Source organism: Streptomyces sp. NPDC007971 (genome assembly GCF_042958635.1).
Taxonomy (GTDB): domain Bacteria; phylum Actinomycetota; class Actinomycetes; order Streptomycetales; family Streptomycetaceae; genus Streptomyces.
Window position 1 is genome coordinate 42,262 of the sequence record NZ_JBIBJK010000032.1, and the last position, 24,696, is coordinate 66,957.

Sequence of the window (24,696 nt, forward strand, 5' to 3'; positions counted from 1 at the left end):
TCAATACCGCCCCACCGCCACGTGGTCACGGAGTCGCGTGCCCCAACCTGGCAACCCTCGAACGGAGTTGAGAACACGCCCCTGGGCAAGGAACCGCCGTCGTCCGGCGGAGGATCCGCTCCCGGTGTTGCGGTGCGGCGGGTGCCGGCCGGTGGGCAACGCCGAGCACGGTGGCGTGGTGGCCATCGCCCGGTCGCCGGCCGGCGGGCGGCGGGCGCCAGCCGGGGGCGGGATCATCGCCCGGAAGATGTGCGAGGGCGTACCTTCACAGGTGGTCGTTGAACAGACAGGAGAGGGGGCCGGTGTTCGCGACACCGGTCGGAAAGGTGTGCTCGTGCTCAGTGCAGTCGCCTCCGGCGCCAGCGCGGCCGGCGGCTCCCGCCCGGTCGCTCTCGTCCGCGCCGCGACCCGCTTCGGACTCGGCACCTTCGCCGAACAGGACGAGGCGACCGCGTCATGAGCCGGTCCACCGCCGCCGAGGCACCGTGGATGGTTCTGGTGGGCCCGGCCGGCGCCGGGAAGACCAGCCTCGGCCGGGAGATCGCGGCGAGAGCGCACAGACCGTTCGTCGATCTGGACGCTGCCGCGGACTCGTACTACGCGCAGGTGGGATGGAGCATCGCAAGACTTCGCGGGCGGATCGGCGCCGTCGGGCGGCCGACGGCCGAGGCCGAGTGGGAGCCGGCCCGAGCGCACGCCGTGGCATGCGTCGTCATCGACCACCCGGGCGCCGTGATCGCGCTGGGCGCAGGCCACACCAGCTACTCGGACCACCAGCACCTGGCCACGGTCCGCACCGCCCTGGAACCGTGCCGGGAGGTGATCCGGATCCTCCCTCATCCCGACCGCGACATCTCACTGGCCGTCCTGCGCCGGCGCTGCACCGCGAGCAAGGGCCGGTCCTGGATCATCGACGGACGCGACTTCCTCGCCGGCTGGGTCGACGACCCCGGCACCCGCACGGTCGCGACGCGGACGGTCTACACCCTGGACGAGACGCCTGCCCAGACCGCGGCACGACTGCTCGGCAACGGGTGATCGACCAGGGCGAGCGCACCGTGCCCACGGACGGTGACGCGCGCGCCCTCCCCGGGCCGCCCCACTCCCCCGGTCCCGGCGGCGGTGGCGCCCGGGGCGGGCAGAGCCGGATGCGGGGCCCGACCGGGGGAAAACCCCCGGACGGTGCACGGGCCAGCCCTCGGGCACACACGGTGGCTGGCACGCTGTTTCGGGACGGCCCGCCTCCCGAGAATTTCGGGCATGACGATTTCCCCCGATGCCTCTGTGGCAACCCGTCCCCCGGCCGTAGGCGCGGACACGTCCGGCCGCCGCGCCGGAAGCGACTTCGCAAGACTGTCCCAGCGCATCACCGAGGCCGGGCTGCTCAAGCGGCGGCCCGGCTACTACACGGCGCGGCTCGGTCTGGTGGTCACGCTCTTCACGGCGGGCTGGGGTGCCTTCCTCGCACTCGGCGACACCTGGTGGCAACTGGCCGTCGCCGCCTTCCTGGCCTTCGTGTTCGGACAGATCGCCCTGGTGGCGCACGACCTGGCCCACGGTCAGGTCTTCCGGCGCCGTCGGCACAGCGAGATAGGAGGGCTGCTGTTCGGCAACCTCGGCGTCGGCATGAGCTACGGCTGGTGGATGAACAAGCACACCCGCCACCACGCCCATCCCAACCACGAGGAGCTCGATCCCGACGTCGCTCCGGACATCCTCGTGTGGTCCACCGAACAGGCCCGAGCGAGCAGCGGTCCGGCCCGCCTCATAGGCGGTCACCAGGCGCTGCTGTTCTTCCCGTTGCTGACCCTGGAAGGCTTCAACCTGCACGTCGCCGGTCTGCGTGCGCTGCGCTCGCCGTCCATGAAGAACCGGCTGCTGGAGGCCGCTCTGCTCCTGGTGCACATCGTGGGGCTCCTGTCCGCCCTGTTCCTGGTGCTCTCGCCGGGCAAGGCGGTGGCGTTCCTCGCCGTGAACCAGTGCCTGTTCGGCGTCTATCTGGGCTGCACCTTCGCTCCCAACCACAAGGGGATGCCCACGGTCACCGGCGCACAGCACCTCGACTTCCTGCGGCGCCAGGTCCTGACGTCCCGCAACGTGCGCGGCGGCCTGCTCACCGACGTGATGCTCGGCGGGCTCAACTACCAGATCGAGCACCATCTGTTCCCGAGCATGCCCACGCCCCACCTGCGCCGGGCCCAGGTGATCGTGCGGGAGTACTGCGCGGAGACCAACGTGCCGTACCACGAGACCGGACTGATCCAGTCCTACCGCGAAGCCCTGGCGCACATGCACCGGGTGGGAGAGCCGATCAGGCAGCAGCGACGGGCGTGACGACACGGAGGCCGCGGCCCGTCAGGCCCCCGATTTAAGGCCGGCCGAGCAGCCGGCCTTCCCCGGTGTGCGTCAGCCGCGCGCGGCGCCGCAACACCCTCACCAGCCGTGATACCCGACCGGCATCATGCCTGCTCAACAGGTATTGGACGCTGTGTCGGCGCGGAGGTGGGGTGGAAGGGCAATCGACATCGGACCCGGACCGGATTCCTGAATCCAGGACCCCTGAGTCCCGGATCCCGGATCGCTGAATCCCGGATCTCGGATCCCGGCCCGTCCGGCAAGGCGAGGAGTATGTGTCATGGCCGACTTTGAGCTGCCCGACCCCGAGGTGCGGACCACCGGCGCACAGGAGGTCGCCCGCGACCTGGTGGTCGTCCCCGACCGGGGCGTGCAGTTGGTCCCGAACGTCGGCGTCATCGGCGGGACGCACTCGGTACTGGTGGTCGACACGGGCCTGGGGCCGGAGAACGCCGGGGCCGTACTGGCGTTCGCCCGTGACTACGCCGAGGGACGCAGGCTGTATCTGACGTCGACCCACTTCCACCCCGAGCACGCCTTCGGCGCGGACGTCTTCGCCGACGAGGCGACGTTCCTGGTCAACAGGGCGCAGGCCGAGGACCTTGCCGTCAAGGGCGCCGGGTACCTCTCGATGTTCCGCGCTCTGAGCACGACCGTCGCACAACGGCTGGAAGCCGCCCGGGTGCCCACGCCGGACGTCGTCTACGAGGAGTCCCACGACCTCGACCTCGGCGGCCGGGTGGTGCGCCTGCAGGCCGTCGGCCGCGCGCACAGCAGGGGTGACCAGGTGATCACCGTTCCCGATGCCGATGTGCTGTTCACCGGCGACCTGGCCGAGACCGGGCAGTTCGCCATCTTCCCGTGGTTCCCGCCGCACGACACCGATGTGAGCGGCCTGCGGTGGATCGAGGTCATGGCCCGGCTCGCGGAGGCCGGGCCACGGACCGTGGTTCCCGGCCATGGCCGGATCGGCGGAACCGAGGTGCTCGAGGACGTCCTCGGCTACCTGCGGGAACTGCGCGACGAGACGTGGGCACGCCGTGACTCGGCAATGAGCCGGGAGACGATCGTCGAGGAGGTCCGCGCGGTCCTGATCGAGCGGCACCCCGAGTGGACGGGCCGGGAGTGGATCGACACCGGCGTGGCATGTCTGTGCGGCGAGCATGCGGCGTGAGGGGATCGGGAGAATCCTCCTGATCGGGAAAGCCCTCTGATCGGGGGTTCCGGGGCGAGGACCCGGTGATCAGAGGCCTCCGGTGATCGGTGAGGGCCTGTGAGGGTCTGTGATCGGGAGGTCCGGTGATCCAGAAGTCCCCGTGATCGGCCCGGATCCCTGCGTCAGGCCGGCCGGGCGGCTGCCCTGTCCTTTGCGGTGCCGCCCGCCGCGACCATGGCCAGGACCTCGGCGAACTCGGCCACGTCGGCGGCCCGGCGGGCGCACCGGTGAGCGCACCGGCGGCCCGATGGCGCGGCCGAGCATGCACGTGTCACTCACAACGATGAATCCTGTGCGGGTATATGAGCCAACCTCACACCCGCTTCTACGCTCTTCAAGTACAGCGGCGCGCACGAGCCGGGGCGGTCCGGGCAAGGTTCGCCGGCCCCGGGGAACGGCGGACCCGGGCTGCGCACGGCGTGGCGCCCGGGCCGTGAAGGCCCGTGACGCCAAGGCCGATGGCTCGGCTTCGGTCACGCACAGTCGCCGTGGGGTGTCGTGGACCGTCCATGGCGACGCGGCCGGAGAAGCAGGCCAACCACCCGGTAATGCACATGAGTTGTAACTGCCAAGGGTTGGCCAGAAGTCGACACGACGCCCTTGCGTGCCGCTTCCGGCCTCGCTGAGCATGAGGGTCGTCCGGAAATCCGTGATCGGTCGGAACACTCGGCCGTGCGCGAGGAAGGGCTCCCACGCTTGATGCAGACGCAGTCACCGCATCCCACCCCCACCATCGCCCTCACGGGTGCCGAGTTCGGCTGGGGCAGCACCGGCAAGCTCAGCGCCCTGATCGCAACTCTCCGTGACCGGTCACCTGTTCCGTTGCGGTTCGTCGGCATCGCCTCCGCACTGAGTCGTTCGCTCCTGTCGGCGCACGGGATCGACCGTTGGTACGACGCGTCCGCCGACGACCGGCAGGCGGTCGCGGACGTGGCGCGCCGCGAGGACGTCCGTGCCGGACTGGTCGTGCTGGAAGGCCCGGCGGCCGTCGCGCTGGAGGCCGCCGGGGTCCCCACGGTCTTCGTCGACAGCCTGCCCTTCCTGTGGACCAAGGGCGATAGGGACGCACTCCCGACGGACGTGTCCGTGTACTGCGCCCAGCGGTGTGTGGATCTGCCCGACGAGTGCCGGGACGTGCTCGCCTCGATCACGAACCTGCGCTGGGTGGAGGCGGTCACGGCGGTGCCGGACCGGGTACGGGCGGCCGATGCACCGGCCGGTCCCGTCCACGGCAGGCCCGCACGCCGTGCGCTGGTCAGCGTCGGCGGACTGCGTTCACCGACCCTCACCGACTGGACCTCCTACCCGCGCCTCGTCGTACCCGCGGCGCTGAGGGCGCTGGAGTCCCTCGGCGTGCAGGAGGTCCACGTCGCGGGCAACCTCCCGGCCGAGTACTCCGCCGACGCGGACCATGCCTCGCCGATGCACGTCACCTACGGCCCTCTCGGGCACCAGGCCTTTCTGCAGCGGCTGGCGGACACCGACGTCCTGCTCACCTCGCCGGGGCTCACCACCTTGCTGGAGGCCGGTGCGCGGGCCACACCCACCGTGTGCCTCCCGCCGCAGAACCTCAGCCAGATCTTCAACGGCCGCTTCCACAGCCGGGCGGTCGGCGCGGACGTCCGGGTCGCCTGGCCCGACCGGGTCTTCTCCGAGGCCGACGTCCTGCGCGACCGTACGACCGCCGAGGAAGCGGCTCTGAGGCTGATCTACTCGGGCATCGCCACCGCGGCCGACGAGGACGCCGTACGGACCCGGGCCGAGGTGCGCGACGGCATCCTCGCCGCGCTGCGCCGCGCAGGGGCCGGGGCCGGCTGGACCGCGCTCGCCGACACGGTCGGCCGCAACGGCGCCGCCCAGGTTGCCGACCACGTCCTGGACCTGGCCCTGCGCACGGCCACCGCGGCCCGCGGCTGAGCGGACGACCACCCATCGGCCGTCATCGGACCACAGGAAGGTTCCGCCATGACCTTGCACCCGGTTCCCCGGTCCAGCGGGCCGCAGCGACGCGCCGGCACGCGGGAGAGATACCTCTTCATCCGCCTGCTGGAAGCCTGCAACGCGGACTGCTTCATGTGCGAGTTCGCCCTCTCCCGGGACACGTTCCGGTTCTCCGTCGAGGACTTCGACGAGTTGCTGCCGCGGGCCGTGGAGGCCGGGGTCGGCTACATCCGCTTCACGGGCGGCGAGCCGCTGATGCACGCGGACGTCGCGGAGCTGGTGCGCCGTGGCACCGACGCGGGCATGAAGATGTCGGTCATCACCAACGGCATGATGCTGCCCCGGCAGGTCGAGCGGCTGGCCGACGCGGGCCTCGCCCAGGTCATTGTCAGCCTCGACGGCGGTTCGGCCGCGACCCACGACGTCTACCGCCGTTCCCCGGGCATGTTCGACAACGGGCTGCGCGGGCTGCGCGCCGCCGCCCGGCTCGGCGTGCTGCCGCGTGTCAACAGCGTGGTGGGACCGCACAACTACACCGAGATGCCCCCGTTGCAGAAGGTCCTCACCGAGGCCGGCGTGCAGCAGTGGGAACTGTCCGCCCTGAAGCTCGACCGCGCCATCCGCTACCCCGATCCCGGCCATGTGCGGACGCTGTGCGACCCGATCTACGACGCGGACCCCGAGCGGATGCTGGTCCCCCTCGGCAAGCGGTTCTACGGGGACACCCCCGAGGAACAGGAGCGGTACTTCTCGGACTCGGTCACTCCGCGGGCGAGCGAACCGCTGTGCCACGTCGTCGACGACGTGATCTATCTCGACGGCAAGTACGGCCGGGCGTACGCCTGCAGCTGCCTGCCGCACCGCGAGGAGGACGGCGAACCGGGCGGTGCTCCGCTGCGCGAGGACGGTGTCATCCGGCTGGACACACCGGCCTTCCATGCCCATGCGGATTTCTTCCGCACCGAAGGGCCCCGCATGTGCAACGGCTGTTCGGCGACGGCGGCCGGGTACAGCGACGACGTCGCCCGGCTCGGCGGCGCGCGGCCGTGGCAGTACTGACCCACCCCGGCCGGCCCGGGTCCGCATCGGTCCAGGCGACAGGAGAGAGATGCCCGCCAACGGCGAAGGAGAGTTCCCGGCGCACGGGCCGGCACCGGTACGGCGACGCCTGCTGCTGGTGGCCGCCCCCCGCCGGCTCGACTCGGTGACCGCCCGTCGCCGGATCGCCGCCCAACTGCGCGAGATGGACCTGGTCGAGGACACCGGGGGGACGGACGGACGGAAGTGGATCCGCAAGGACGCGGACCGTCCGGACGCCGCTCTGGTGTGCGACCTTCCCGCCGTGGCGCGGGAACTGACCGAGCGATCGGTGCCGGTGGTGTATCTGCACTCCGGGTACCGGACCCGGGGGCTGCCGGCCGTCACGGCCGCCGCCGTGCGCGCGCACGCCCCCGCTTGGCTGCCGGGACCCCGGGCCACGGGTCCGGACGGCGCCCGTTCCGCGGGCCTGATCGCACCGTCCCGGCTGGCGCGCGACAGAACCCGGACGGGCTGCCTGCTGCTCGTCTCCGGACACCGGGCGCCCGGCCATGACCTCGCCGCCTTCGCCGAAGGCCTGCTGCGCACCGTGGCCGAGGAGGCGGTCCGTCGCACCGGCCGGTGCGACGTGGTGTGCGACGGCGAGGCGGCGATCACGGCCGCCGCTCTGGCACACACCACCGGTGTCCAGGTCCACGACGCCCGCACGGCCGACGTGGACGCCCTGCACGCGGCGGCCCGGGTGTTCATCGCCTCCCCGACGCTGACGTCCCTGACCCTGGCGCAGTCCCGCCGCGCCCCGCTCACCCTCCTCCCGCCCCTCGACCACGACCAGGACGACCTGGCCCGCCGCGCCGGTCAGGCCGTGCGGCTGACGACGGTGACCGACCCCGCCGACCCGGCCCTGTGGGCCCCGTCGGACACCGACGCGCACTCGGCATGGTCGGGGCTGGGCCCGGACGACCTGCGCGGCGCCCAGCGGATCGCCCGGACGCTCCGTCAGCTCGCCCTGGCCCCGATCGCCTTCTGACCGCACCCACCCACCGCGCTGTCCGCAGGGCAGCCGCACGCCCGGCCCTGCCGGGTGGTGCATTCGACCCACGCAGGTGTACTCCCGACCCGAGTCGCCTAACCGGAGTTGCGATGTCCCACATGAGCACGGACCCCGACGGGATCGAGCCTTCCCTCACCCGTCGCCAAGACATCCCCGACGAACAGTGGAACGACTGGCGCTGGCACATGCGCAAGCGCATCACCAATCTCGACAAGGCCCGGGAGTGGATCCGGCCCACTCCCCTGGAGGAGAAGGCGATAGCGGAGACGGCGGGCAAGTACCGGTGGTCCGTCACGCCGTACTACGCCTCGCTGATGGATCCGTACGACCCCGGCTGCCCGGTGCGCCAGCAGGCCGTGCCCGCGCTCGGCGAGCTGATGGAGTTCAGCGGCGCGGAGGTCGATCCGGTCGGCGACATGTACTACCGCAGGACCAACCGCGTCGTGCACAAGTACCCCGACCGGGTGATCATGCTGATCACGGAGGCGTGCCCGGTCTATTGCCGGCACTGCACCCGCAAGTTCCACACCACCGACGTCGACGGCACCTACTTCGAGCGCAACGAGGGCGAGGACTTCAGCGAGGACCTGCGCTACATCGCCGAGCATCCCGAGATCCGGGACGTCCTGCTCACCGGCGGCGACCCGTTGTCGTACCGGGACGGAAAGCTGGAGGAGATCATCTCCGGCCTCAGGGCCATCCCGAGCGTGGAGATCATCCGGATCGGGAGCCGGTTCCCGGTGCTGCTTCCGCAGCGCATCACGCCGGAGCTGTGCGAGATGCTCGCGCGCTACCACCCCGTCTGGCTGAACACCCATTTCAACCATCCCAAGGAGATCACCCCGGAGTCCGAGCGGGCCGTCGACCGGCTGCTGCGCCATGGCATCCCGGTCGGCAACCAGACCGTTCTCCTGCGCGGGATCAACGACGACCTGTCCACCATGCGCCGCCTCATGACCGAGCTGCTGCGGATCCGCGTGCGCCCCTACTACCTCTACCACTGCGACAACGTCACCGGTGTCTCCCACTTCATGACCTCGATCGAGAAGGGCTGGGAGATCATGGAGGGCCTGCAGGGCCACATCACCGGCTTCGGCGTACCGCAGTACGTCCTCACCACCCGCCTCGGGAAAATCCCCATGGCCCGCCCGTACTACCGTGAAACGCCCGACGGGCTGGCCCTGCGCAACTTCCGGGGCGAGGAGATGCTCGTCGACGACAGCATCTGCCCCCTCACCGAATCCGCCGCGGCGCACGCCTTCCGCCACGCGCCCGGCATGACCGAAAACCGGACGACGGCCACCGGAGAGGGTGCACGATGACACTCGAGAAGAGGCTGGGACAGCGATTCCTGCCGTACGGTGCCAACTACCTCGACTGGTCGGACATGAGCGAACTGCGCCACGCCATCGACCAGGGCGTGCTGTTCCGCTACCAGACCGAGACGGAGAGCATGGCCGACCGGCTGGAGCGCCGGGTCACCGAACAGCTCGGCGCGGACCACGCCCTCGCCGTGCACAACTGCACCGAGGCGCTGCGGCTCGCCCTGGTGTCCACCCGGCCGCGGACGGGCGACGTCGTGTACATCCCGGCCGTCACCTTCGTGGCGGTGGCCGGTGCGGTGCTGTCGACGGGGCTGATCCCGGTGCCGGTCGACGTCGACGAGTCGTTCTCGCTGGACGCGTCCCTGCTGCCGCCGGACGCACAGCGGGTCGTCGTCGCGCACATGGAGGGTGCCGTCGCCCCGCTGCCCGAGGGCGTCCCGTATGTCATCGAGGACGCGGCCCAGGCGCTCGGCGCCGCCTTCCCCGACGGCCGGCGCGCCGGCACCCGCGGGTACGCCGGTGCCTTCAGCTTCCACCACAACAAGATCCTGACCTCCGGCGAGGGCGGACTCCTGGTCACCAACGACCCGGCCGCCTGGCAGGTGATGCGCTGCTACCACGACCACGGTTCCGCACGGGTGCCCGGCCGCTATCCCACCTGGAACGAAGGGGCCTACTACGGCGAGAACTTCGTCACCAGCGAGGAGGTCGCCGCCATCCAGTTGCAGCAGTTCCGGCACCTCGACGACGTCCTGGCGGGCCTGGAGCGCCACTACGCCATCACGACGCAGGAACTGCCCGCCCGGGCGGACATCGCGCTGCTGCCGCGGTCGGCCGGCGACGCGAAGACCAGCCTGCGGCTGCAGCTGGAGAGCCGGGAACTGCGGGACGCGGCGGTGGACCTGCTCAGCGCCCGGGGCATCGCCCACTGGACGCTCGGCAAGTACCTCCTGCCGGAGCACCCCGTGCTCACCTCGCGCAACTCCCTGTACGCGGACGGCTTCCCCTGGAACCTCGCCGACGGGATCCCCCACGCGCTCAGCAGGGACGGCTTCGCCCGTACCCGCTCGCTGCTCGACCGCACCCTGTGCGTGCCGTTGTCCCCCGAGCTGCCGGAGGCGGAACAGCGGGTTGCCGCCAAGACGCTCCGGCAGACGCTGGAGTTGCTGTGACCGGGGCTGCGGAGGCCGTGCTGCTGGCGGACGACCGGGCCTCCTCCTTCACCCGCCACGCCGCCCGCAACCGCGCCGACGGCCTGGTCCTGCTGCGGTTCGAGGACGCGCGTGCCGACATGTCGGCGCAGTACCTGAACGAGACCGCGCACCTGCCGGCCTTCTGGATCCGCCGCGGCGCGCCGCTGCGGGCCGAGGCCCGCCGCTATCTCGACTGGATCCACCGGCAGCCGCTCCGGCCGACCCGCTTCTGCAACCCGTCCGAGCCCCGCCAGGAGATCGCGCAGCGCTTCGCGGGACTCGTGGGCCTGCCCCACCTCGCGCCCTGGCAGGTGCGGTGGGTGCGCAACAAGGCCGACATGAAGGACAAGTTCCGGGAGCTGGGGCTGCGCACCGCCGCCTACGCCCATGTCAGGGCCGCCGGCGACGTGACCCGTTTCGCCGCCGCCCACGGCTGGCCGGTGGTGCTCAAGCCCGTCGACTCCTTCGCCTGCGTGGACACCTATCTCCTGCGCGAGCCCTCCGACTTCGGCCGGGTCGATCTCGCCGCGCGCCACTGGATGGTGGAGGAACACCTCGGCGGCACCGAGTGGGAGGCGTGCGCGCTGATCCTGGACGGCGAGGTGCTGGACGTCTGGCCCAGTGCCATGCCGTGCCGGCCCCTGGACATCGTCGAGGGGGCCATGAACGCGAACATCAGCGTCGCCTCCGGCCCCGGACCGGCCTGCGACGTGCGCGGCGCGGTCCGGCGGATCGTCCGTGGGATGGGCCTGGACCACGGATATCTGCACATGGAGTTCTTCGAGATCGACGGCCGGATGTACGCCGGTGAGGTCGGGGTCCGGATGGCAGGCTGCGAGATCGCCGCCAACCACGGGCACGCCTACGGGTTCGACGTCTTCGGCGCGACCCTCGACGTGTACGCCGGCCGGCGCCCGGCCCTGGAGTACGGCGAGCGCCGTTGCGTCGGCGATCTGCTGCTGCCGCTGCCCGTAACCGGCACGGTCACCGCGCTCACCTCCGAGGAGGAACTGCTGCGCCTGCCCGGCGTGATCGCGGCCGCCCTGCGCACCTCGCCCGGCGAGCGGGTCGCCGCCCGCCGGGCCTCGCACAACTCCTGCGGACACGTCCACGTCGAGGGCGCGACCTCCGCCGAGGTGGAACGCCGTATGAGACATGTGCTGGACGTCTTCCGCATCGAGGTCGCCACACATGCCGAGGCGGCACCGGCGCCCTCCCCCTGACCCGCGCGCCGCCGACGCCGCCCGGCGCCCCGAACCCGACCCGGCTCCGCCCCCACCCGACCCACGACCCACGACCCACGACCCACGGAGGAACGACCCACGATGACAGGGATGCCACGGAGGTTCCTGCGCCTGCTGGCGCGCCCGCACATCGCCGGGCTCGCCGGGTGGAGCGTGGTCTCCCGGCTGCCCGTCTACCTGATGTCGCTCGCCATGGTCCTCGTGGTGCGCGAGCAGGGCGGCGGTTACCCGCAGGCGGGCCTGGTCTCCGCTCTCTACACCGTGGGCATGGCTCTGGGCAGCCCGCTCGTCGCCCGCCGGGTCGACCGGGTCGGGCGGCGGACCGTGCTGCTCGCGACGGGACTGACGTTCCCGGCCGCGCTCATCCTCCTGGTGTGGGCCACGGGACCGGCCGACCCGGCACAGCTCGTGCTGGCGGTACTCGCCGGTGCCGCCCTGCCCCCGGCCAACGCCTGCATGCGCGGCCTGTGGGCGCGGCTGCCGCTCGCCGAGGACGAGCGGGCCACCGCCTATCTGTGGGAGGCACTGCTCACCGAACTCCTCGTCATCGGCACCCCCGTCATGCTCGCGGCCCTGATGGCCACCGGCTCTGCCGCCTCAGCCCTGACCGCGGTCGCCGTGCTCGGCGGCATCGGCGCGGTCGGGCTGGCGCTCACCCCGCTGCCGCCCGAAGTGACCGAGAAGGACCGGGCGACGGCCGCGAAGGACCGGGCGGCAGCCGGGCAGGCCGGCTCACCCGGTGGTCTGCTGGGTCCGCTGCACCATCGGGGCCTGCTCGCACTGCTCGCGGTGATGGCCGCCTCGGCCGTGCCGATCGGCCTGATGACGCTCGCCATCCCGGCCTTCGTCGACGCCCATGGCACGGCCGGGCGGACCGGATTCGTCTACGCCTGCTGGGGCATCGGCAGCGCGGTCGGGGCGCTGTGGCTCGGGGACACACAGACCGAGCGGCCCGTCCACCGCCGCTTCCCCTGGCTGGTGCTCGCCTTCGCGGCAGGTACGGCCGTGCCGCTACTGGCCACTTCGGAGATCACTCTCGGCGTCGCGCTGGCGGTGGGCGGCGCACCCATCGCGCTCGTCTCCGCCGCCGAGATGACCCTGGTCGGCTCACTCGCCGACGAGCGCCTGCTGACCGAGGCGTTCACCTGGGCGTCCCTGGCCACCGTGCTGGGAGAGGCGATCGGCCAGCAGACGGGCGGCCTGCTGGCCGGCCCGCTCGGCCCGCACGGTGTCTTCGCCGTCGCGGTGGGCGCGGCGCTGCTCGCCGCGGTGGGGGCGTTCGCCGGCCGGGGCCTGTTCGCCCGGACGACGGCCGTACCCGCCACCGCCGGCGCGGCGGGCACCGGCTGACCCCGCCGCACGCCCGACGGGACGACGCCCCCGCACCCGACCGCCCACTGCCTCCCACAGCCCGTTCGCACACCCAGCAAGTGAAACCAAGGACAGAGGTCGACCCAGATGCAGTCCGCCCACACCGATGCGCGTACCACCGAGCAGAGCGCGTCCCCACGTGCGCCGCTCTTCCGGCCGGTGCCGCCGAGCCATCTCAGCGCCGCGGTGAAGGAGTTCCTCGCGGCCCCCGTCGGCACACCGGTGCCCGTTCTCACCGACGGCCGCGCCGACCTGGTGCGCTCCGTCGAGCTGGCGGACCGCCTGTACGACGGTACGGGCCTGCCCGCGCCGCTCGACCACGGAGTCGTGCTGGGCGCTGACGACCTGCCGGAGGGTCTCGCCGACCTGGTCGCGCCGCTGGCCCGGACCTGGCTGGCCCCGCAGGACCTGCGCAGGTTCGGACGCGACCTGCGCGGCACCCTCCTCGTCGTCGGCACCTACGACCGGCTGTGTCTCGACCCGGTGCGTGATCTGCTGCAGAGCACGTACCGGGCCGCGGGACTCGGCCTGTCCTTCCTGAGCGGCCGCGACCCTCTCTCCCTGCTGTGGAACACGGCCAAGCAGTATGCGCGGACGCGGAAGTCCCTGACCCGTCTCGGGCTGTTCACCGACACCGACCGGCCCGCCTCCACCGACCGGGTACGCGTCTACGACGACCGGGACTTCGAGCGCGTCGACATCCAGGCGGAGATCCTCGGCAGTGCCTGGCGCAAGGTCGTCTTCCAGGGGCACGGCAAGGACGACAGCATCAACCTGGGCGAGTTCACCATCTGCGGGCTCAACGGCACCGCTCCCAGGGACGCAGGGCTCCTCGGCCCGCGCTGCGCCTACGGCCTGCCCTGCTACAAGCCGGAGGACAAGCTCGTTCCCATGAACGAGGTGACGGCCGCCGAAGTCGTCCTCAGCGCCTGCAACAGCGGGCCGCTGTCCGACCTCGCGCTGTACGACCCGCGGTACCAGGTCCTGCTCAACGCCCTGGACGGGCCGGCCCGCACCGTGGTGTCGGCCGTCTCCGTGCACGACTCCGACCGGCCCGAGAACGCGGCCTGGATGCGGGCGGCCGCCACCGGAGCCGATTCCGTCGACGTCCTCAACGCCAGCCTGGCCGGCTCGCACCCCTACCCCGCCTTCATGCGTTTCGGGCTGCCCGGGCGGCAGGAGGGCGCCCCGCCCGAGCCGTCGGACCACCATCCCGACGCGTTGCTCCTCACGGCGGGAACACGACTGACCGCGCTGCTCAGCGGGGAGCTGCTGCCGCACAACCACTCCCTGCGTCCCCGGCTGGCCAAGCTCGCCCGCAAGGTGGACCTGTGGGTCGCCCGTCCCACCCACTTCGCGGACCGGTCGAACAGCGAGATCCGTGCCTCGCTGGAAGCCGATCTGCAGTCCCTGGACCACGTCATCGCCGAGCAGGTCGCCGACAACCCGGAGACCGAGCTGATGAACTATCCCGCCCACTTCGGCGACCGCAGCCGGCTGGACGACCGGTTCGACGAGGTGACCTGTCACTGCGGCCGGCCCGCGCAGCGGTTCACCAAACGCGGTCTGCTGCCCCACGTACTGGACACGGTGTGCGTGGTGTGTCTGCGCTGCGGCGACGTCACCTTCCGGGTGCCCGACTCGCCGCAGCTGCTCGCCTTCGCCGCGGACGAGGTCCCGGCGGGCGGGGTGCTGGAGGTGCGGGCCGAGCTGACCGCGGCCCGTCCGGGGCCGGTGCGGCTCGGCCTGTTCGTGCCGACGTACCTGCGCGAGGACACCGTCGTCGAACCGGGGATCGTCAAGGTCAGGGGAACCGACCGGAGCACCAGGGACGTGACGTTCCGGGTGCGGTTCGCCGAGCAGACGGCTCCGCAGGCCTACTACTTCACCGTCTTCGCAGTGCAGGACCTGGCGGTGTCCACCGCCCGGCGGCACTTCGGAGTCGTTCCCCGGCGAGGCTGACAGCCGTCGGCCTTCTTTCCTTCCCCAGGAGGACAGCAATGCAGCAGAGCACCGGCTCGACCGCCGCGCACAGCGCCCGGCCCGAGATCGAGCTGATCGAGAAGGACGGCGAGGTGACACTCAGCATCGGCGGCGAGCAGGCCATGCAGGCGTGGGAACGCGACCTTATGTGGGCCAGCGCCGACCTGCTGTGCCGGCACGGGCAGGACTTCTACGAGGTCGGGCTCGGCCTCGGTCTGTCGGCGCTGCGGATCGCGGGCAACCCGGCCACCCGGAGCCACACCGTCCTGGAACTCTTCGGCGAGGTCGAGGAGTTGTTCCGCGCCGCCAACCCCGAGTTGCCGCCGTCCCTCTCCATCGAGCGCGGCGACTTCTTCGAGCGGATCAAGGAACTGCCGAGCGAGAGCTTCGACGGCATGTTCTTCGACCCGGCCCTGGACATGGAGGTGTGGACGGACCAGGAGCTGTGGGCGAGGACGGTGCCCGAGGTGGTGCGGGTGCTGCGGCCCGGAGGCGTCTTCATCCCGTTCTTCAGCACCAAGCCCGAGCTGCGCTGGCAGTACGTCGAGCACTTCCGCCGGATCCATGTGGAACGGCATCCGTACCAGGCCTACGACAGCACCGAATACACCTACGGCACCAGCGGCAACGCCTACATCCAGTGCTTCTACAAGGACTGAAGGAAACCTCGTGACCCTGATCAGCAGTACGTCCGAACCCGTCCTCGACGGTGTGCGCAGCGTGTTTCTCGCCGGCCCCTTCATGGGCCTGGTCAATCCGGAGACCAACAGCATGCCGACCGCCGAACAGTTACCGTTCCTCACCCTCATCGAGCACTTCGAGAAACAGGGTCTGGAGGTCTACAACGCCCATCGCCGGGAGGCCTGGGGCGCCCAGGTGCTGGCTCCCGACGAGTGCACGCCCCTGGACCAGCTGGAGATCCGCAAGGCGGACGTCTTCGTCGCCATCCCGGGCATCCCGCCCTCCCCCGGCACGCATGTCGAGATCGGCTGGGCGAGCGCCTTCGACAAACCGGTCGTGCTGCTGCTGGAGGCGGGCAGGCAGGAGGAGTACGGCTTCCTCGTGCGCGGTCTGGGCTCCGTCGCCACGGTCGAGTTCGTCCACTACACGGACATCGGCCTGGCGACACCGGAGATCGACGCGGCGATCCGCCGGGCGGTGGAGCGCGTGAACAATCCGGCCGCGACGCCCTGAGAGCGCGTACGTCCCTGTGCCCCGCGCACCTCCCGTCGCGCGGGGCACCGTGGCGGAGCCTTCATCGGAGCCGTCCCGGGACCGCGCCCGCCAGGACGGCGCCGAGCCGCCGGGCCACGGCATCCACGTACGGCGGGTCCAGCAGCGCCAGGTGGTGTCCGGGCACGGTGGTCACGTCGAGGTCCGCGCACACCGCGTCCCAGCCGCGGGCCGGGTCCCGCCGGTCGAACCGGGGGTCGCGCAGGCCGCCCGGGGTGGGGTCGGCCGCGCTGAGGAACGACACCGGCCCGTCGTAGGGGCGCGGTGTGTAGCGCTCCAGTGCGCGGGCGTCCAGCAGAGAAGTCCGCTGGTGCTTCAGAATGGCGTCGCTGACGGCGCCGTCGACCATTCCCGAGGCCCGCATGGCATCGACGACCAGCTGTGCCTGTGCCTCGTCGTCCAGGCCGGCGAGCCGCTCGTAGGGCAGCACGATCCTGCGCGCGTAGGTGACTTCCAGGTGCTCGACGAAGCGCGCGAACCGCCTTTCGGCGGCGTCCCTTTCGGACAGCCCGGTGTCGTCCGGCAGCGGGATGATCGAATCAATCAGAGTCAGCGCGTCGACCCGCTCGCCGGCCCGCCGCAGCTGTTGCGCCGTTTCGAAGGCGAGGGATCCGCCGAACGACCAGCCCGCCAGCCGGTACGGGCCGGCGGGCTGCACCGCCCGCAGCTCGGGCAGGTACTGCCGGACCCGGTCCTCCACGGTCGCGACGCCGTCGATCCGGTCGAACCCGTACACCGGGATCGCCGGGTCGAGCAGGTGCGTCAACTGCCGGTAGACACCCGTGTCGCCGCCGCCGGGGTGGAAGAGGAACAGCGGCGTCCTCGTTCCCTCGCCGCGCAGCACCCGCGGTCGTGTCCCGAGGTGCTCCTCGTCACGCACGTACGCGGCCATCCGCTCGATGGTCGGATGCTCGAAGAGTTCCGAGACGGTCAGCTCTCGGCCGGTGCGTTCGCCCAGCAGGACAGTGACCCGTTCGGCCTGACTGCGGTCACCGCCGGCGTCGTAGAAGTCCTTCGTGACACCGGCATCCACGCCGAGCACGTCGCGCCAGACGGCGTCGACGAGCCACTCGGCGGAGTCCCGCGGCCGGATCAGCGTGGCGGCCGGTGCGCCGTCGTCGTGCAGGCGCAACGCCTTAAGCAGCCACCGCTCGGTCCCGGCCGCGCTCGCACCGCGCAGGAGCAGGGACAGCGGCAGCGTCAGGCCGAAGTCGTGCTGGACGGCGTGCCGGATGCGCACCGCCAGCAGCGAGTCGACCCCCAGCCGGGTCAGCGGTGCGCCGAGGTCCAGCCGGTCCGGGGAAAGCCCCAGGACGGACGCGATGCGCGACCTCAGCTGCGCCGAGGCGGCCGCCCGTGCCCGGTGCGGGGAGAGCCTCCGCAGCCAGTCGACGCCCGCCCAGTCGTCCGCGGAGCCGGCGAGGGCGCCCAGCAGCGGCTCGAAGAAGGGCAGCTGCACGAGCTGCGGGAAGGCGCTGACCAGCGCGGGGGTGTTCAGGCGCAGCGCACCGATCTGTGCCGGGCCGTGGCCCACTGCCGCGGCGAGCACGTCCATGCCCTCGGCCGGGCTGATCGGGTGCAGCCACGGGATGTCCACGCCGGCCACGGCTCCGATCTCCGCCCACGCGCCCCAGGCGATGGACGTGCCGGGCAGGCCCTGCGCCCGGCGCATCGCGACCAGCGCGTCGAGGCAGGCGTTGGCGGTCGCGTAGGCGGGCTGGCCGGGCATGCCGTGCAGCGCGGCGACGGACGAGAAGCCGACCCACCAGTCGAGTTCGAGGCCGCGCGTCACCTCGTGCAGCCGCCACGCGCCGTATGCCTTGGGCAGCCAGGAGCGGTGCAGGGTCTCGGGGTCCAGGCGGATCGTGGGGTGGTCGTCGAACACCGCGGCCGCGTGGATCACGCCGCGCACCCGGCCCGCGGCGGCCACCAGCCGTTCGGCGACGCCGGGTTCGGCGATGTCCCCCAGGACCACCTCGACCTCGGTGCCGGATGCGACGATCCCGTCGATCGCCTCGGCCGCGGCCGGCCCTGCCGGGGACCGTCCGTTGAGGATGATCCGGCTCGCGCCCTGGCGGGCGAGCCGGCCGGCGAGGAAGATGCCGAGTCCGCCGAGACCACCGGTGATGACGTACCCGCCGTTGGGGCGCACGACCGGTGAAGAGGCCGGGGAGACGGCAGCGGAGGCGGCCGGGGAAGCAGCCGGGGACACGCCCGAAGAGGCGACCGGGGAAGCACTCGGGGACACAGCAGCAGAGGCAACCGGGGAAGCGGCCGGGCCTGGTTCGGGCAGCCGGTCCAGCCGGGCGGCATGTCGCACACCCGACCGCCAGGCCACCTCGTCGTCGGTTCCGGCGGACAGCTCTCCCCGCACAGCGGTGGCCGCTTCAGCGGCGGACCACAGGGGATCCAGGTCGACGATCCCCGGGCGCAGTTCCGGGTGTTCGCAGGCCAGGACGCGTACCAGCCCGCGCAGCGACGCGAACGCCGGGTTCCCCGGCTCGTCCGGCCCGACGGCGAACGCGCCCGTGGTCACCAGCAGCAGCCGCGGGGGGCGACTCGACTCGGCCAGCGTACGGACCGTGTCCGCTACGGCGAGCACGGCCTTCTCGGCGTCGGCCAGACCGCCCTGGGACGGCAGCACGAAGAGCACCGCACCGGCGTCCGGCATGGTGTCGCAGCCGCCCTGCCGTGCCCCGAGCGCGGAGGCGAGCGGAGTCGGCCGCTCGCTCACCACGAGGATCGGCCCCGGCTCCGTGCCGTGCACGGGGAGCGGCGCCGGCCGCCAGACGGCCTGCAGGAGCCCTGCCGTCAGCGGGGCGGCGAACTCGGCGTAGGGGACGGCGCGCACGACGACGCCGGTGAGGTCCAGCAGGATCCGTCCCTGCTCGTCGGCAAGGAGCAGTTCGGCGATCCGGCCGCCGCTGCGGTCGTCCTGCGCGATCCTGGCGTGCGCCCGTGCACCGCGGGTGAGGTCGCCGTGGAACCGGACGGTGCCGAACTCGACGGGCATGCGCAGGACCGTGGCGTCCGGGTCGTACAGTGCGGCGGCGAGGAGTTGCAGGCACGACTCGACCAGCGCGGCACGGTGCCGGGGGCCGTCCTGCGGCGGGGCGAGTTCGGCGACGGCACGGAGATCGTGCGAGCGGACCCGTGGACGGCGCAGGCCCCGGAACGCAGGCCCATGACTCAGACCGAGGAGGCGAAGCCGGCGGTGCACATCGGTGACCGGGAGGGGCACGAACTCGCTCTCGTCCAGCGGCGGCAGCGGCTCGGGCCGCTCGGGCCCGGCGACGGCCGCCTCGGCGCTCGCGTGCAGCCGCCACGTGCCGTCCTTCGCCCGGGTGTGCATCCGGATCATGCCGTCGGTGCAGGTCGTCGTGACGGTGGTGTGGTCGTCCAGGGCCAGCGGCCGGGGCAGGGTGACCGCGCGCAGCGCGATCCGTTCGACCGGGACGCCGAAGGCCACGCTCGCCGCCGCGGCCGCTGTCTCCAGAAAGACCGCGCCGGGCAGGGCGGGGCGGTCGTCGAGCCGATGGTCCGCGAGCCAGGGGTGCGCGGCCGTGCCGAGGTCCGCCCGCCACACGTGCCCGCCGTCGTCGGGCAGTTCGGTGTGGGCGCCGAGAAGGGGGTGGTCCCCGGGCAGCGCACGGTCGTCCGCGGGCGGGTGCGCCGCGGGGGCGGGGAACCAGTGCCGGGTGTGGCGCCAGGGGGTCGTGGGAACGTCGGCGATGCGACCGTCGCGCGGCGGCCGCGCCTGGCCCACGAGTTCGAGGGTGGCGAGCTGGGAGTGGAAGTGTGCTGTCTCGTCGGGGCAGTTGCGCAGGCTCGACAGCACCAGCGTGCCGGAACGGCCGGCGAGGTTCTCGGACAAGGCGTGCCGCAGCACCGGATGCGGTGACAGCTCGACGAAGGTGCCGAAGCCGTCCTGGACGGCCGCTGCCACGGCGGACGCGAACTGCACGGGGCTGCGCAGGTTCTGGGCCCAGTATCCGGGGTCGAAGGCGGGCCTGCCGTCGGCCACGGTGCTGTACACGGGCGTCTCGGCGTTCTGCGGGGTGAGCCCTGCCAGGCCGTCGACCAGCGCGGGCGTCACCGTGTCGACGGCGGGAGAGTGGGCGGCGACGTCGAGCCTGACCAGGTGCGCGAGCCTTCCGCCGGCCTCTGCCGCGGACACGATGCGGCGTACCGGTGCGGCGCTGCCCGCGATGACGGTCTGTCCCGGTGAGGACAGGACGGCGATGCTCACGCCGGGTTCGCCCGCCAGGAGGGCGGCCGCCTCCCGGGCGTCGGCCTCCAGCAGCGCCATGGCGCCGTCGCCGGCGAGCGAGGCCAGCAGTCTTGAACGCAGCGCGACGACCCTGGCTCCGTCCGCCTCCGTGAGTGCCCGGGCGACGACCGCCGCCGCGACCTCGCCGAAGGAGTGGCCGATGACCGCAGCCGGGCGGACACCGTAGTGCTGCCACAGCTCGGCCAGCGCCACCTGGATGCCGAACACCATCGGCTGGACGTGGTCCATCGTGGTCGCGTCTGCCGCGGCGAGCAGATCCTCCCGCAGGGAGAAGCCGGCTTCGGCCCGGATGACCGGGTCGAGCCGGTCGACGGCCGCGGCGAACACGGGTTCGTCCGCGAGCAGCCGCCGGGCCATGCCCGCCCACTGCGATCCGTGCCCGGAGAACACGAACACCGGTCCGGGGGCCGGGACATGCAGATTCCCTGGGGCCGGGACATGCAGGTTCCCTGAGGCCGGGGCATCCAGGTGCCCTGGGACCGGGGAGACTGGCACATGCGCGGGGGCCGGGACGGACACGTTCCCGGAAGACGGCACGGAGATGTTCTCGCAGTCCGGGACGGACACGTTCGTGGGCGCCGGGACGGGCACGTTCGCCGGGTCCTGCCGGCGAAGCCGGGCGGCGAGTTCCTCCCGGGTCCTCGCCACGACCGCCTCCTTGCACCGTCCGTCTGCCCGGCGGGCCAGGGTGTGCTCAAGGTCCGCCAGGTCGACCTGGGTGTGCTCGACCCAGCCGGCCAGCGCCGTCGCCTTCTCGCGCAGCCGGCCCTCACTGGCTGCGCCCAGCAGAAACCTGCGCGGGGTGTGGGGCGGCCGGACACCTTCCGGGGCTTTTGCGCGGCTCTCCTGTTCCAGGACCGCGTGGGCGTTGGTGCCGCCGAAGCCGAAGCCGGAGACACCGGCGAGCGCCGGACGGCCGGCGGTCGGCCAGGGCCGGACCGTGTCCGCCACGGACAGGCCGAGGTCGCCGAACGGAATGTGCGGGTTGGGGGCCGAGCAGTGGATGCTCGGTGGGATCAGTCCGTGGTGCAGCGCCAGTACCGTCTTGATCAGCCCGACGATGCCGGCGGCGGCCTCCAGGTGTCCGAGGTTGCCCTTGACCGATCCGATCAGGAGGGGCCGGCGGCGCCGGGCGCCCAGCACGGCTCCGAGGGCGCGCGCCTCGATCGGGTCGCCGAGCAGCGTGCCCGTACCGTGCGCCTCGACATGGTCCACCGCGGACGGATCGACCCCGGCCTGTCGGTGGGCCGCACGCAGAAGCGCCTGCTGTGCCTCACCGTTGGGCGCGGTCAGCCCGTTGGACCGGCCGTCGGAGTTGACCGCGGTCCCGCGGATCCGTGCCAGCACGCGATCGCCGGCCGCCTGTGCGTCCGAGAGCCGCTTGAGTACGACGACACCCACGCCCTCCGCGCGTACGATCCCGTCGGCGTCGGCCGCGAACGGCTTGCACCGCCCGTCCGCCGAGCTGACGCCCATCTCGTCGAAGCACGCCGTCACGCCCGGTCCGAGCAGCAGGTTCGCTCCGCCGACCAGGGCAAGGCCGCACTCACCGGAGCGAAGGCTCTGGACGGCGAGGTGCACCGCGACCAGCGAGGAGGAACACGCCGTGTCCACGGCGAGACTGGGTCCGCGCAGGTCGAGCGCATAGGACAGGCGGTTCGCCGCGATCGACAGCGCCGCGCCGGTGGCCACCCGGGGATCGGCGGCGCGGACGTCGCCGATCGACCGCGCGCCGTACTCGGTGCCGCTGATGCCGACGAACACTCCGCCCCCGGTGCCGCTCAGCGACCGGGGTGCGACACCGGCGTGCTCCAGCGCCTCCCAGGTGACCTCCAGCAGCATGCGCTGCTGCGGGTCCATGCGGGCCGCCTCGTCCGGCGTGACATCGAAGAACTCCGCGTCGAATCCCGCGATGTCGTCCAGGAATCCGCCCCTGCGCGTCACACGGTCGGGCACCGCGCCGTACTCGGCCCAACGGCCGTCCGGAACCTGCGCCACGGCGTCCCGGCCCTCGGTGAGCAGGCGCCAGAACTGCTCAGGCCCGTGCACCCCGCCGGGCAGCCGGCAGCCGAGGCCGACCACGGCGATCGGCTCCGGGGGCACATCGGTATCCGGCCCCCCGGACCGATCGGGAGCAGCGGTCGTCTCGTCCTGCGCATGGACCTGTACCTGTGCCCGTACGCCTGCCGGAGCATCCGCCTTGGCGGCCGCGGCTCCGACCGCTTCCGCGCCAGCCGGTCCGACCGCTCCTGCGCCCGCGTGCCCGACTGCTTCCGTGCCCGCTTGTCCGACCGCCCGTCCGGCCGCCTCAGGACCTGCCGGTCCGGCCGTTCCTGCGCCCGCCGGTGCGGCCGGATCGCTCAGTGCGTCGACGAGCCGGTCGACGGTCGGGTGGTCCCACAGGAGGGTCGTGGGCAGGGGGCGTCCGAGCAACTCCTCAAGTTCCCCGGACAGTTCCACGGCGTCGCGCGAGGACAGTCCGAACTCCTGCAGCGGGCGGCTCGGGTCGATCTCGTCCTCGTCCAGGTAACAGGCTTCGGCGATCCGCTCGATGAGCCGTCGCCGCAGCCGGTCGGCGCCGCTCACGGCTGCTCCCAGTGACGCTGCTTGGTGGCGGACCGGGCCACCTTTCCGCTGGACGTGCGCGCCACCGCGCCGACCTGGACCAGTTTGAGGTGGCGCAGTCTGAGGTCGTGCGTGGTGGAGACCGCCCGCCGCACCGCTCTGCCGATCTCGGTCTCGTCGGCGGTGCCGCCGCGTCGGTACTCGGCGACGACGGCGGCGCCCTCCGCGCCGGACTCGTCGTGCACGGGGAATGCGGCCACGCCGTCGCGCCGGATCGCGGGGTGGGCGTCGGACACGGTGGCCTCGATGTCCTGCGGGTAGTGGTTCCTGCCGTCGATGATGATGAGGTCCTTCATCCGGCCGGTGATGTAGAGCAGCCCGTCGTGGATCATGCCGAGGTCGCCGGTGCGCAGCCAGCGCCCGGGGACGTCGTCGCGTCGCCCGCCGAAGGTCTCCTCGCTGCGTTCGGGCTGCTGCCAGTAGCCGGCCGCCACATTGGGGCCGTCGACCCAGATCTCACCGACCGTCCCGTCCGGGAGGGCGACGAGCCGTTCCGGGTGGACGATGTGGACTCTCTGGCTGACCGGCCGTCCGGCGGCCACCACGTCCACTGCTCCTGGCGATCCCGGCACGGCCGGCACTCCGCGGTCGCCGGCGAGCGCGGCCCGGTCGAACGCGGTCACCACGGGGCCTTCTTCGCCGGTGGCCGTGACGAACACGGTGGCCTCGGCCAGGCCGTAGGACGGGCGAAGCACGTTGGCTCCCAGACCGTGCGGAGCGAACGTCCGCTGGAACTCGGCGATCGTGTCCGCCCGGACCGGTTCGCTCCCGGTGATGAGCACCCGGACCCCGGTCAGGTCCAGCCCGGCGCGGTCGGCCTCGGCGGTCTTGCGGGCGGCGTACTCGAAGGCGAAGTTCGGGGCGGACGACATGACGTCGGTTCTTCCCGACATGGCGCGCAGCCAGCGCACCGGGCGCTTCACGAAGTCGTAGGGGGCCATGAACACCGAGCGGCACCCCGCGAACACCGGGGCGGCCAGCAACTGGATCAGCCCCATGTCGTGGAAGAACGGGAGCCATCCGACGACGGTCCACCGCGCGCCCGCCCGGTACGCGGTCGCGGCCTGCCACGAGTTGGCGACCACGGCGCGGTGCGTGATCACCGCACCGGCCGGATCCCGGGTGGATCCCGAGGTGTACTGAAGGTAGGCGGGTTCGTCGAGGGCGATCTCGGGGGCCGTGAAGTCACCGCCCCGCGCTGCCAGTTCTTCCACCGTGACGATGTGCTTCGGTGCGGGGACCGCGTCGTCCCGAGCGAGCGCGCGTACCTGGTCGACGACGTCGGTCGAGGTGAGCCACACCTCGGGTGCGCAGTCGGACAGGATGTGGACCAGCCGTCCGCCGTGCCGGCTCGCCTCCGGCGCGAACAGGGGCACCGCGACGGTTCCCGCGTGCAGGGCGCCGAGGAAGGCGACCACATAGGCCGGATGCTGAGGCGCGAGAATCGCCACCCGCCCGCCGCGCCCGGTGAGTCTGCTCAGTTCGGCGGCGACCGCACGGACCTGGTCCGCGAGCTCTGCCCACGACATCGTGTGCTCGATGCCGTCGCGGTCGGAGGCGTGGTCGAGGAAGGTGAACGCCGGAGCGTCCGAGCGGGACCTGTCGAAGAGATAGCTCGTCAGAGGCCGAAGATCGGCTGGTACCACAGGTCCAAAGAAATGACTGTCTGTCAGTGGCATCCGCGTTTTCCCAGGTCGTCGCCGGTTCAGCAGGAAGTCGCGCTGCTTGAACACTACCGGGTCGGGTGCCCGGCCTGTCATCTCGGCGCGGTCACCGGGCGGGGCGCTGGCACCGTGGGGCCGCGTTCCGTCGGGACACGTGCCTCGC

The 24,696-nt window shown here is 72.2% G+C and carries 16 protein-coding genes; 14 read left to right on the top strand and 2 right to left on the bottom strand.

What is annotated here, in order from left to right:
• The first annotated feature begins 334 nt into the window (after positions 1 to 334).
• The 14 genes from ACFZCP_RS42045 (at position 335) to ACFZCP_RS42110 (ending at position 15,914) form a co-directional block, all read left to right on the top strand.
• A complete protein-coding gene (locus ACFZCP_RS42045; RefSeq protein WP_391441776.1) occupies positions 335 to 460 on the top strand; it encodes a hypothetical protein in 126 nt (41 codons plus the stop codon).
• Positions 457 to 1,038 carry a shikimate kinase gene (locus tag ACFZCP_RS42050; RefSeq protein WP_391441778.1) on the top strand — a complete coding sequence of 194 codons (582 nt, stop codon included), beginning with the start codon at positions 457 to 459 and terminating at the stop codon, positions 1,036 to 1,038. The genes ACFZCP_RS42045 and ACFZCP_RS42050 overlap by 4 nt, the downstream gene beginning before the upstream one ends.
• Before the next feature lie 222 nt (positions 1,039 to 1,260).
• Positions 1,261 to 2,334: a fatty acid desaturase gene (locus tag ACFZCP_RS42055; RefSeq protein ID WP_391441781.1), complete on the top strand. Its 1,074-nt coding sequence runs from the start codon at positions 1,261 to 1,263 to the stop codon at positions 2,332 to 2,334.
• A gap of 301 nt (positions 2,335 to 2,635) precedes the next feature.
• Entirely contained in the window at positions 2,636 to 3,529 is an 894-nt protein-coding gene (locus ACFZCP_RS42060) for an MBL fold metallo-hydrolase (protein WP_391441785.1), read from the top strand.
• Positions 3,530 to 4,270: 741 nt separating this feature from the next.
• On the top strand, positions 4,271 to 5,488 hold the full coding sequence (locus ACFZCP_RS42065) for a hydroxymethylcytosylglucuronate/cytosylglucuronate synthase (RefSeq protein WP_391441788.1): 1,218 nt from the start codon (positions 4,271 to 4,273) through the stop codon (positions 5,486 to 5,488).
• Between the two features lie 48 nt (positions 5,489 to 5,536).
• On the top strand, positions 5,537 to 6,571 hold the full coding sequence (gene blsE, locus ACFZCP_RS42070) for a cytosylglucuronate decarboxylase (protein WP_391441792.1): 1,035 nt from the start codon (positions 5,537 to 5,539) through the stop codon (positions 6,569 to 6,571).
• A gap of 49 nt (positions 6,572 to 6,620) precedes the next feature.
• Positions 6,621 to 7,580: a CGA synthase-related protein gene (blsF, locus tag ACFZCP_RS42075; protein WP_391441795.1), complete on the top strand. Its 960-nt coding sequence runs from the start codon at positions 6,621 to 6,623 to the stop codon at positions 7,578 to 7,580.
• A 122-nt stretch (positions 7,581 to 7,702) separates the two neighbouring features.
• Positions 7,703 to 8,926 carry an arginine 2,3-aminomutase gene (gene blsG, locus ACFZCP_RS42080; RefSeq protein ID WP_391441798.1) on the top strand — a complete coding sequence of 408 codons (1,224 nt, stop codon included), beginning with the start codon at positions 7,703 to 7,705 and terminating at the stop codon, positions 8,924 to 8,926.
• Positions 8,923 to 10,101 (top strand): DegT/DnrJ/EryC1/StrS family aminotransferase, encoded by a 1,179-nt coding sequence (locus ACFZCP_RS42085; protein WP_391441802.1) that lies wholly within the window; start codon positions 8,923 to 8,925, stop codon positions 10,099 to 10,101. Before blsG ends, ACFZCP_RS42085 begins: the two co-directional genes overlap by 4 nt.
• Positions 10,098 to 11,345, top strand: a complete 1,248-nt coding sequence (locus tag ACFZCP_RS42090) for an ATP-dependent carboxylate-amine ligase (RefSeq protein WP_391441804.1) — start codon at positions 10,098 to 10,100, stop codon at positions 11,343 to 11,345. The genes ACFZCP_RS42085 and ACFZCP_RS42090 overlap by 4 nt, the downstream gene beginning before the upstream one ends.
• Before the next feature lie 111 nt (positions 11,346 to 11,456).
• Positions 11,457 to 12,716 (top strand): MFS transporter, encoded by a 1,260-nt coding sequence (locus ACFZCP_RS42095; RefSeq protein WP_391441808.1) that lies wholly within the window; start codon positions 11,457 to 11,459, stop codon positions 12,714 to 12,716.
• A 108-nt stretch (positions 12,717 to 12,824) separates the two neighbouring features.
• Complete coding sequence (locus tag ACFZCP_RS42100) at positions 12,825 to 14,699, top strand: hypothetical protein (protein ID WP_391441810.1); 1,875 nt, start codon at positions 12,825 to 12,827, stop codon at positions 14,697 to 14,699.
• A gap of 38 nt (positions 14,700 to 14,737) precedes the next feature.
• Positions 14,738 to 15,379: an L-leucyldemethyl-blasticidin S guanidino methyltransferase BlsL gene (blsL, locus tag ACFZCP_RS42105; RefSeq protein WP_391441813.1), complete on the top strand. Its 642-nt coding sequence runs from the start codon at positions 14,738 to 14,740 to the stop codon at positions 15,377 to 15,379.
• A 10-nt stretch (positions 15,380 to 15,389) separates the two neighbouring features.
• On the top strand, positions 15,390 to 15,914 hold the full coding sequence (locus ACFZCP_RS42110; protein WP_391441816.1) for a hypothetical protein: 525 nt from the start codon (positions 15,390 to 15,392) through the stop codon (positions 15,912 to 15,914).
• A 61-nt stretch (positions 15,915 to 15,975) separates the two neighbouring features.
• On the opposite strand, the gene ACFZCP_RS42115 is transcribed toward ACFZCP_RS42110, so the two are convergent.
• Together ACFZCP_RS42115 and ACFZCP_RS42120 are read right to left on the bottom strand one after the other, a co-directional pair.
• On the bottom strand, positions 15,976 to 22,830 hold the full coding sequence (locus ACFZCP_RS42115; RefSeq protein WP_391441818.1) for a beta-ketoacyl synthase N-terminal-like domain-containing protein: 6,855 nt from the start codon (positions 22,828 to 22,830) through the stop codon (positions 15,976 to 15,978).
• Complete coding sequence (locus ACFZCP_RS42120; RefSeq protein ID WP_391441820.1) at positions 22,827 to 24,515, bottom strand: AMP-binding protein; 1,689 nt, start codon at positions 24,513 to 24,515, stop codon at positions 22,827 to 22,829. The genes ACFZCP_RS42115 and ACFZCP_RS42120 overlap by 4 nt, the downstream gene beginning before the upstream one ends.
• Between the last annotated feature and the right edge of the window lie 181 nt (positions 24,516 to 24,696).

Excerpts from the sequence above, each read along its gene's own strand:
- ACFZCP_RS42050 (WP_391441778.1), top strand. The coding sequence starts at position 457 with ATGAGCCGGTCCACCGCCGCCGAGGCACCGTGGATGGTTCTGGTGGGC.
- ACFZCP_RS42055 (WP_391441781.1), top strand. The coding sequence starts at position 1,261 with ATGACGATTTCCCCCGATGCCTCTGTGGCAACCCGTCCCCCGGCCGTA.
- ACFZCP_RS42060 (WP_391441785.1), top strand. The coding sequence starts at position 2,636 with ATGGCCGACTTTGAGCTGCCCGACCCCGAGGTGCGGACCACCGGCGCA.
- ACFZCP_RS42065 (WP_391441788.1), top strand. The coding sequence starts at position 4,271 with ATGCAGACGCAGTCACCGCATCCCACCCCCACCATCGCCCTCACGGGT.
- blsE (WP_391441792.1), top strand. The coding sequence starts at position 5,537 with ATGACCTTGCACCCGGTTCCCCGGTCCAGCGGGCCGCAGCGACGCGCC.
- blsF (WP_391441795.1), top strand. The coding sequence starts at position 6,621 with ATGCCCGCCAACGGCGAAGGAGAGTTCCCGGCGCACGGGCCGGCACCG.
- blsG (WP_391441798.1), top strand. The coding sequence starts at position 7,703 with ATGAGCACGGACCCCGACGGGATCGAGCCTTCCCTCACCCGTCGCCAA.
- ACFZCP_RS42085 (WP_391441802.1), top strand. The coding sequence starts at position 8,923 with ATGACACTCGAGAAGAGGCTGGGACAGCGATTCCTGCCGTACGGTGCC.
- ACFZCP_RS42095 (WP_391441808.1), top strand. The coding sequence starts at position 11,457 with ATGCCACGGAGGTTCCTGCGCCTGCTGGCGCGCCCGCACATCGCCGGG.
- ACFZCP_RS42100 (WP_391441810.1), top strand. The coding sequence starts at position 12,825 with ATGCAGTCCGCCCACACCGATGCGCGTACCACCGAGCAGAGCGCGTCC.
- blsL (WP_391441813.1), top strand. The coding sequence starts at position 14,738 with ATGCAGCAGAGCACCGGCTCGACCGCCGCGCACAGCGCCCGGCCCGAG.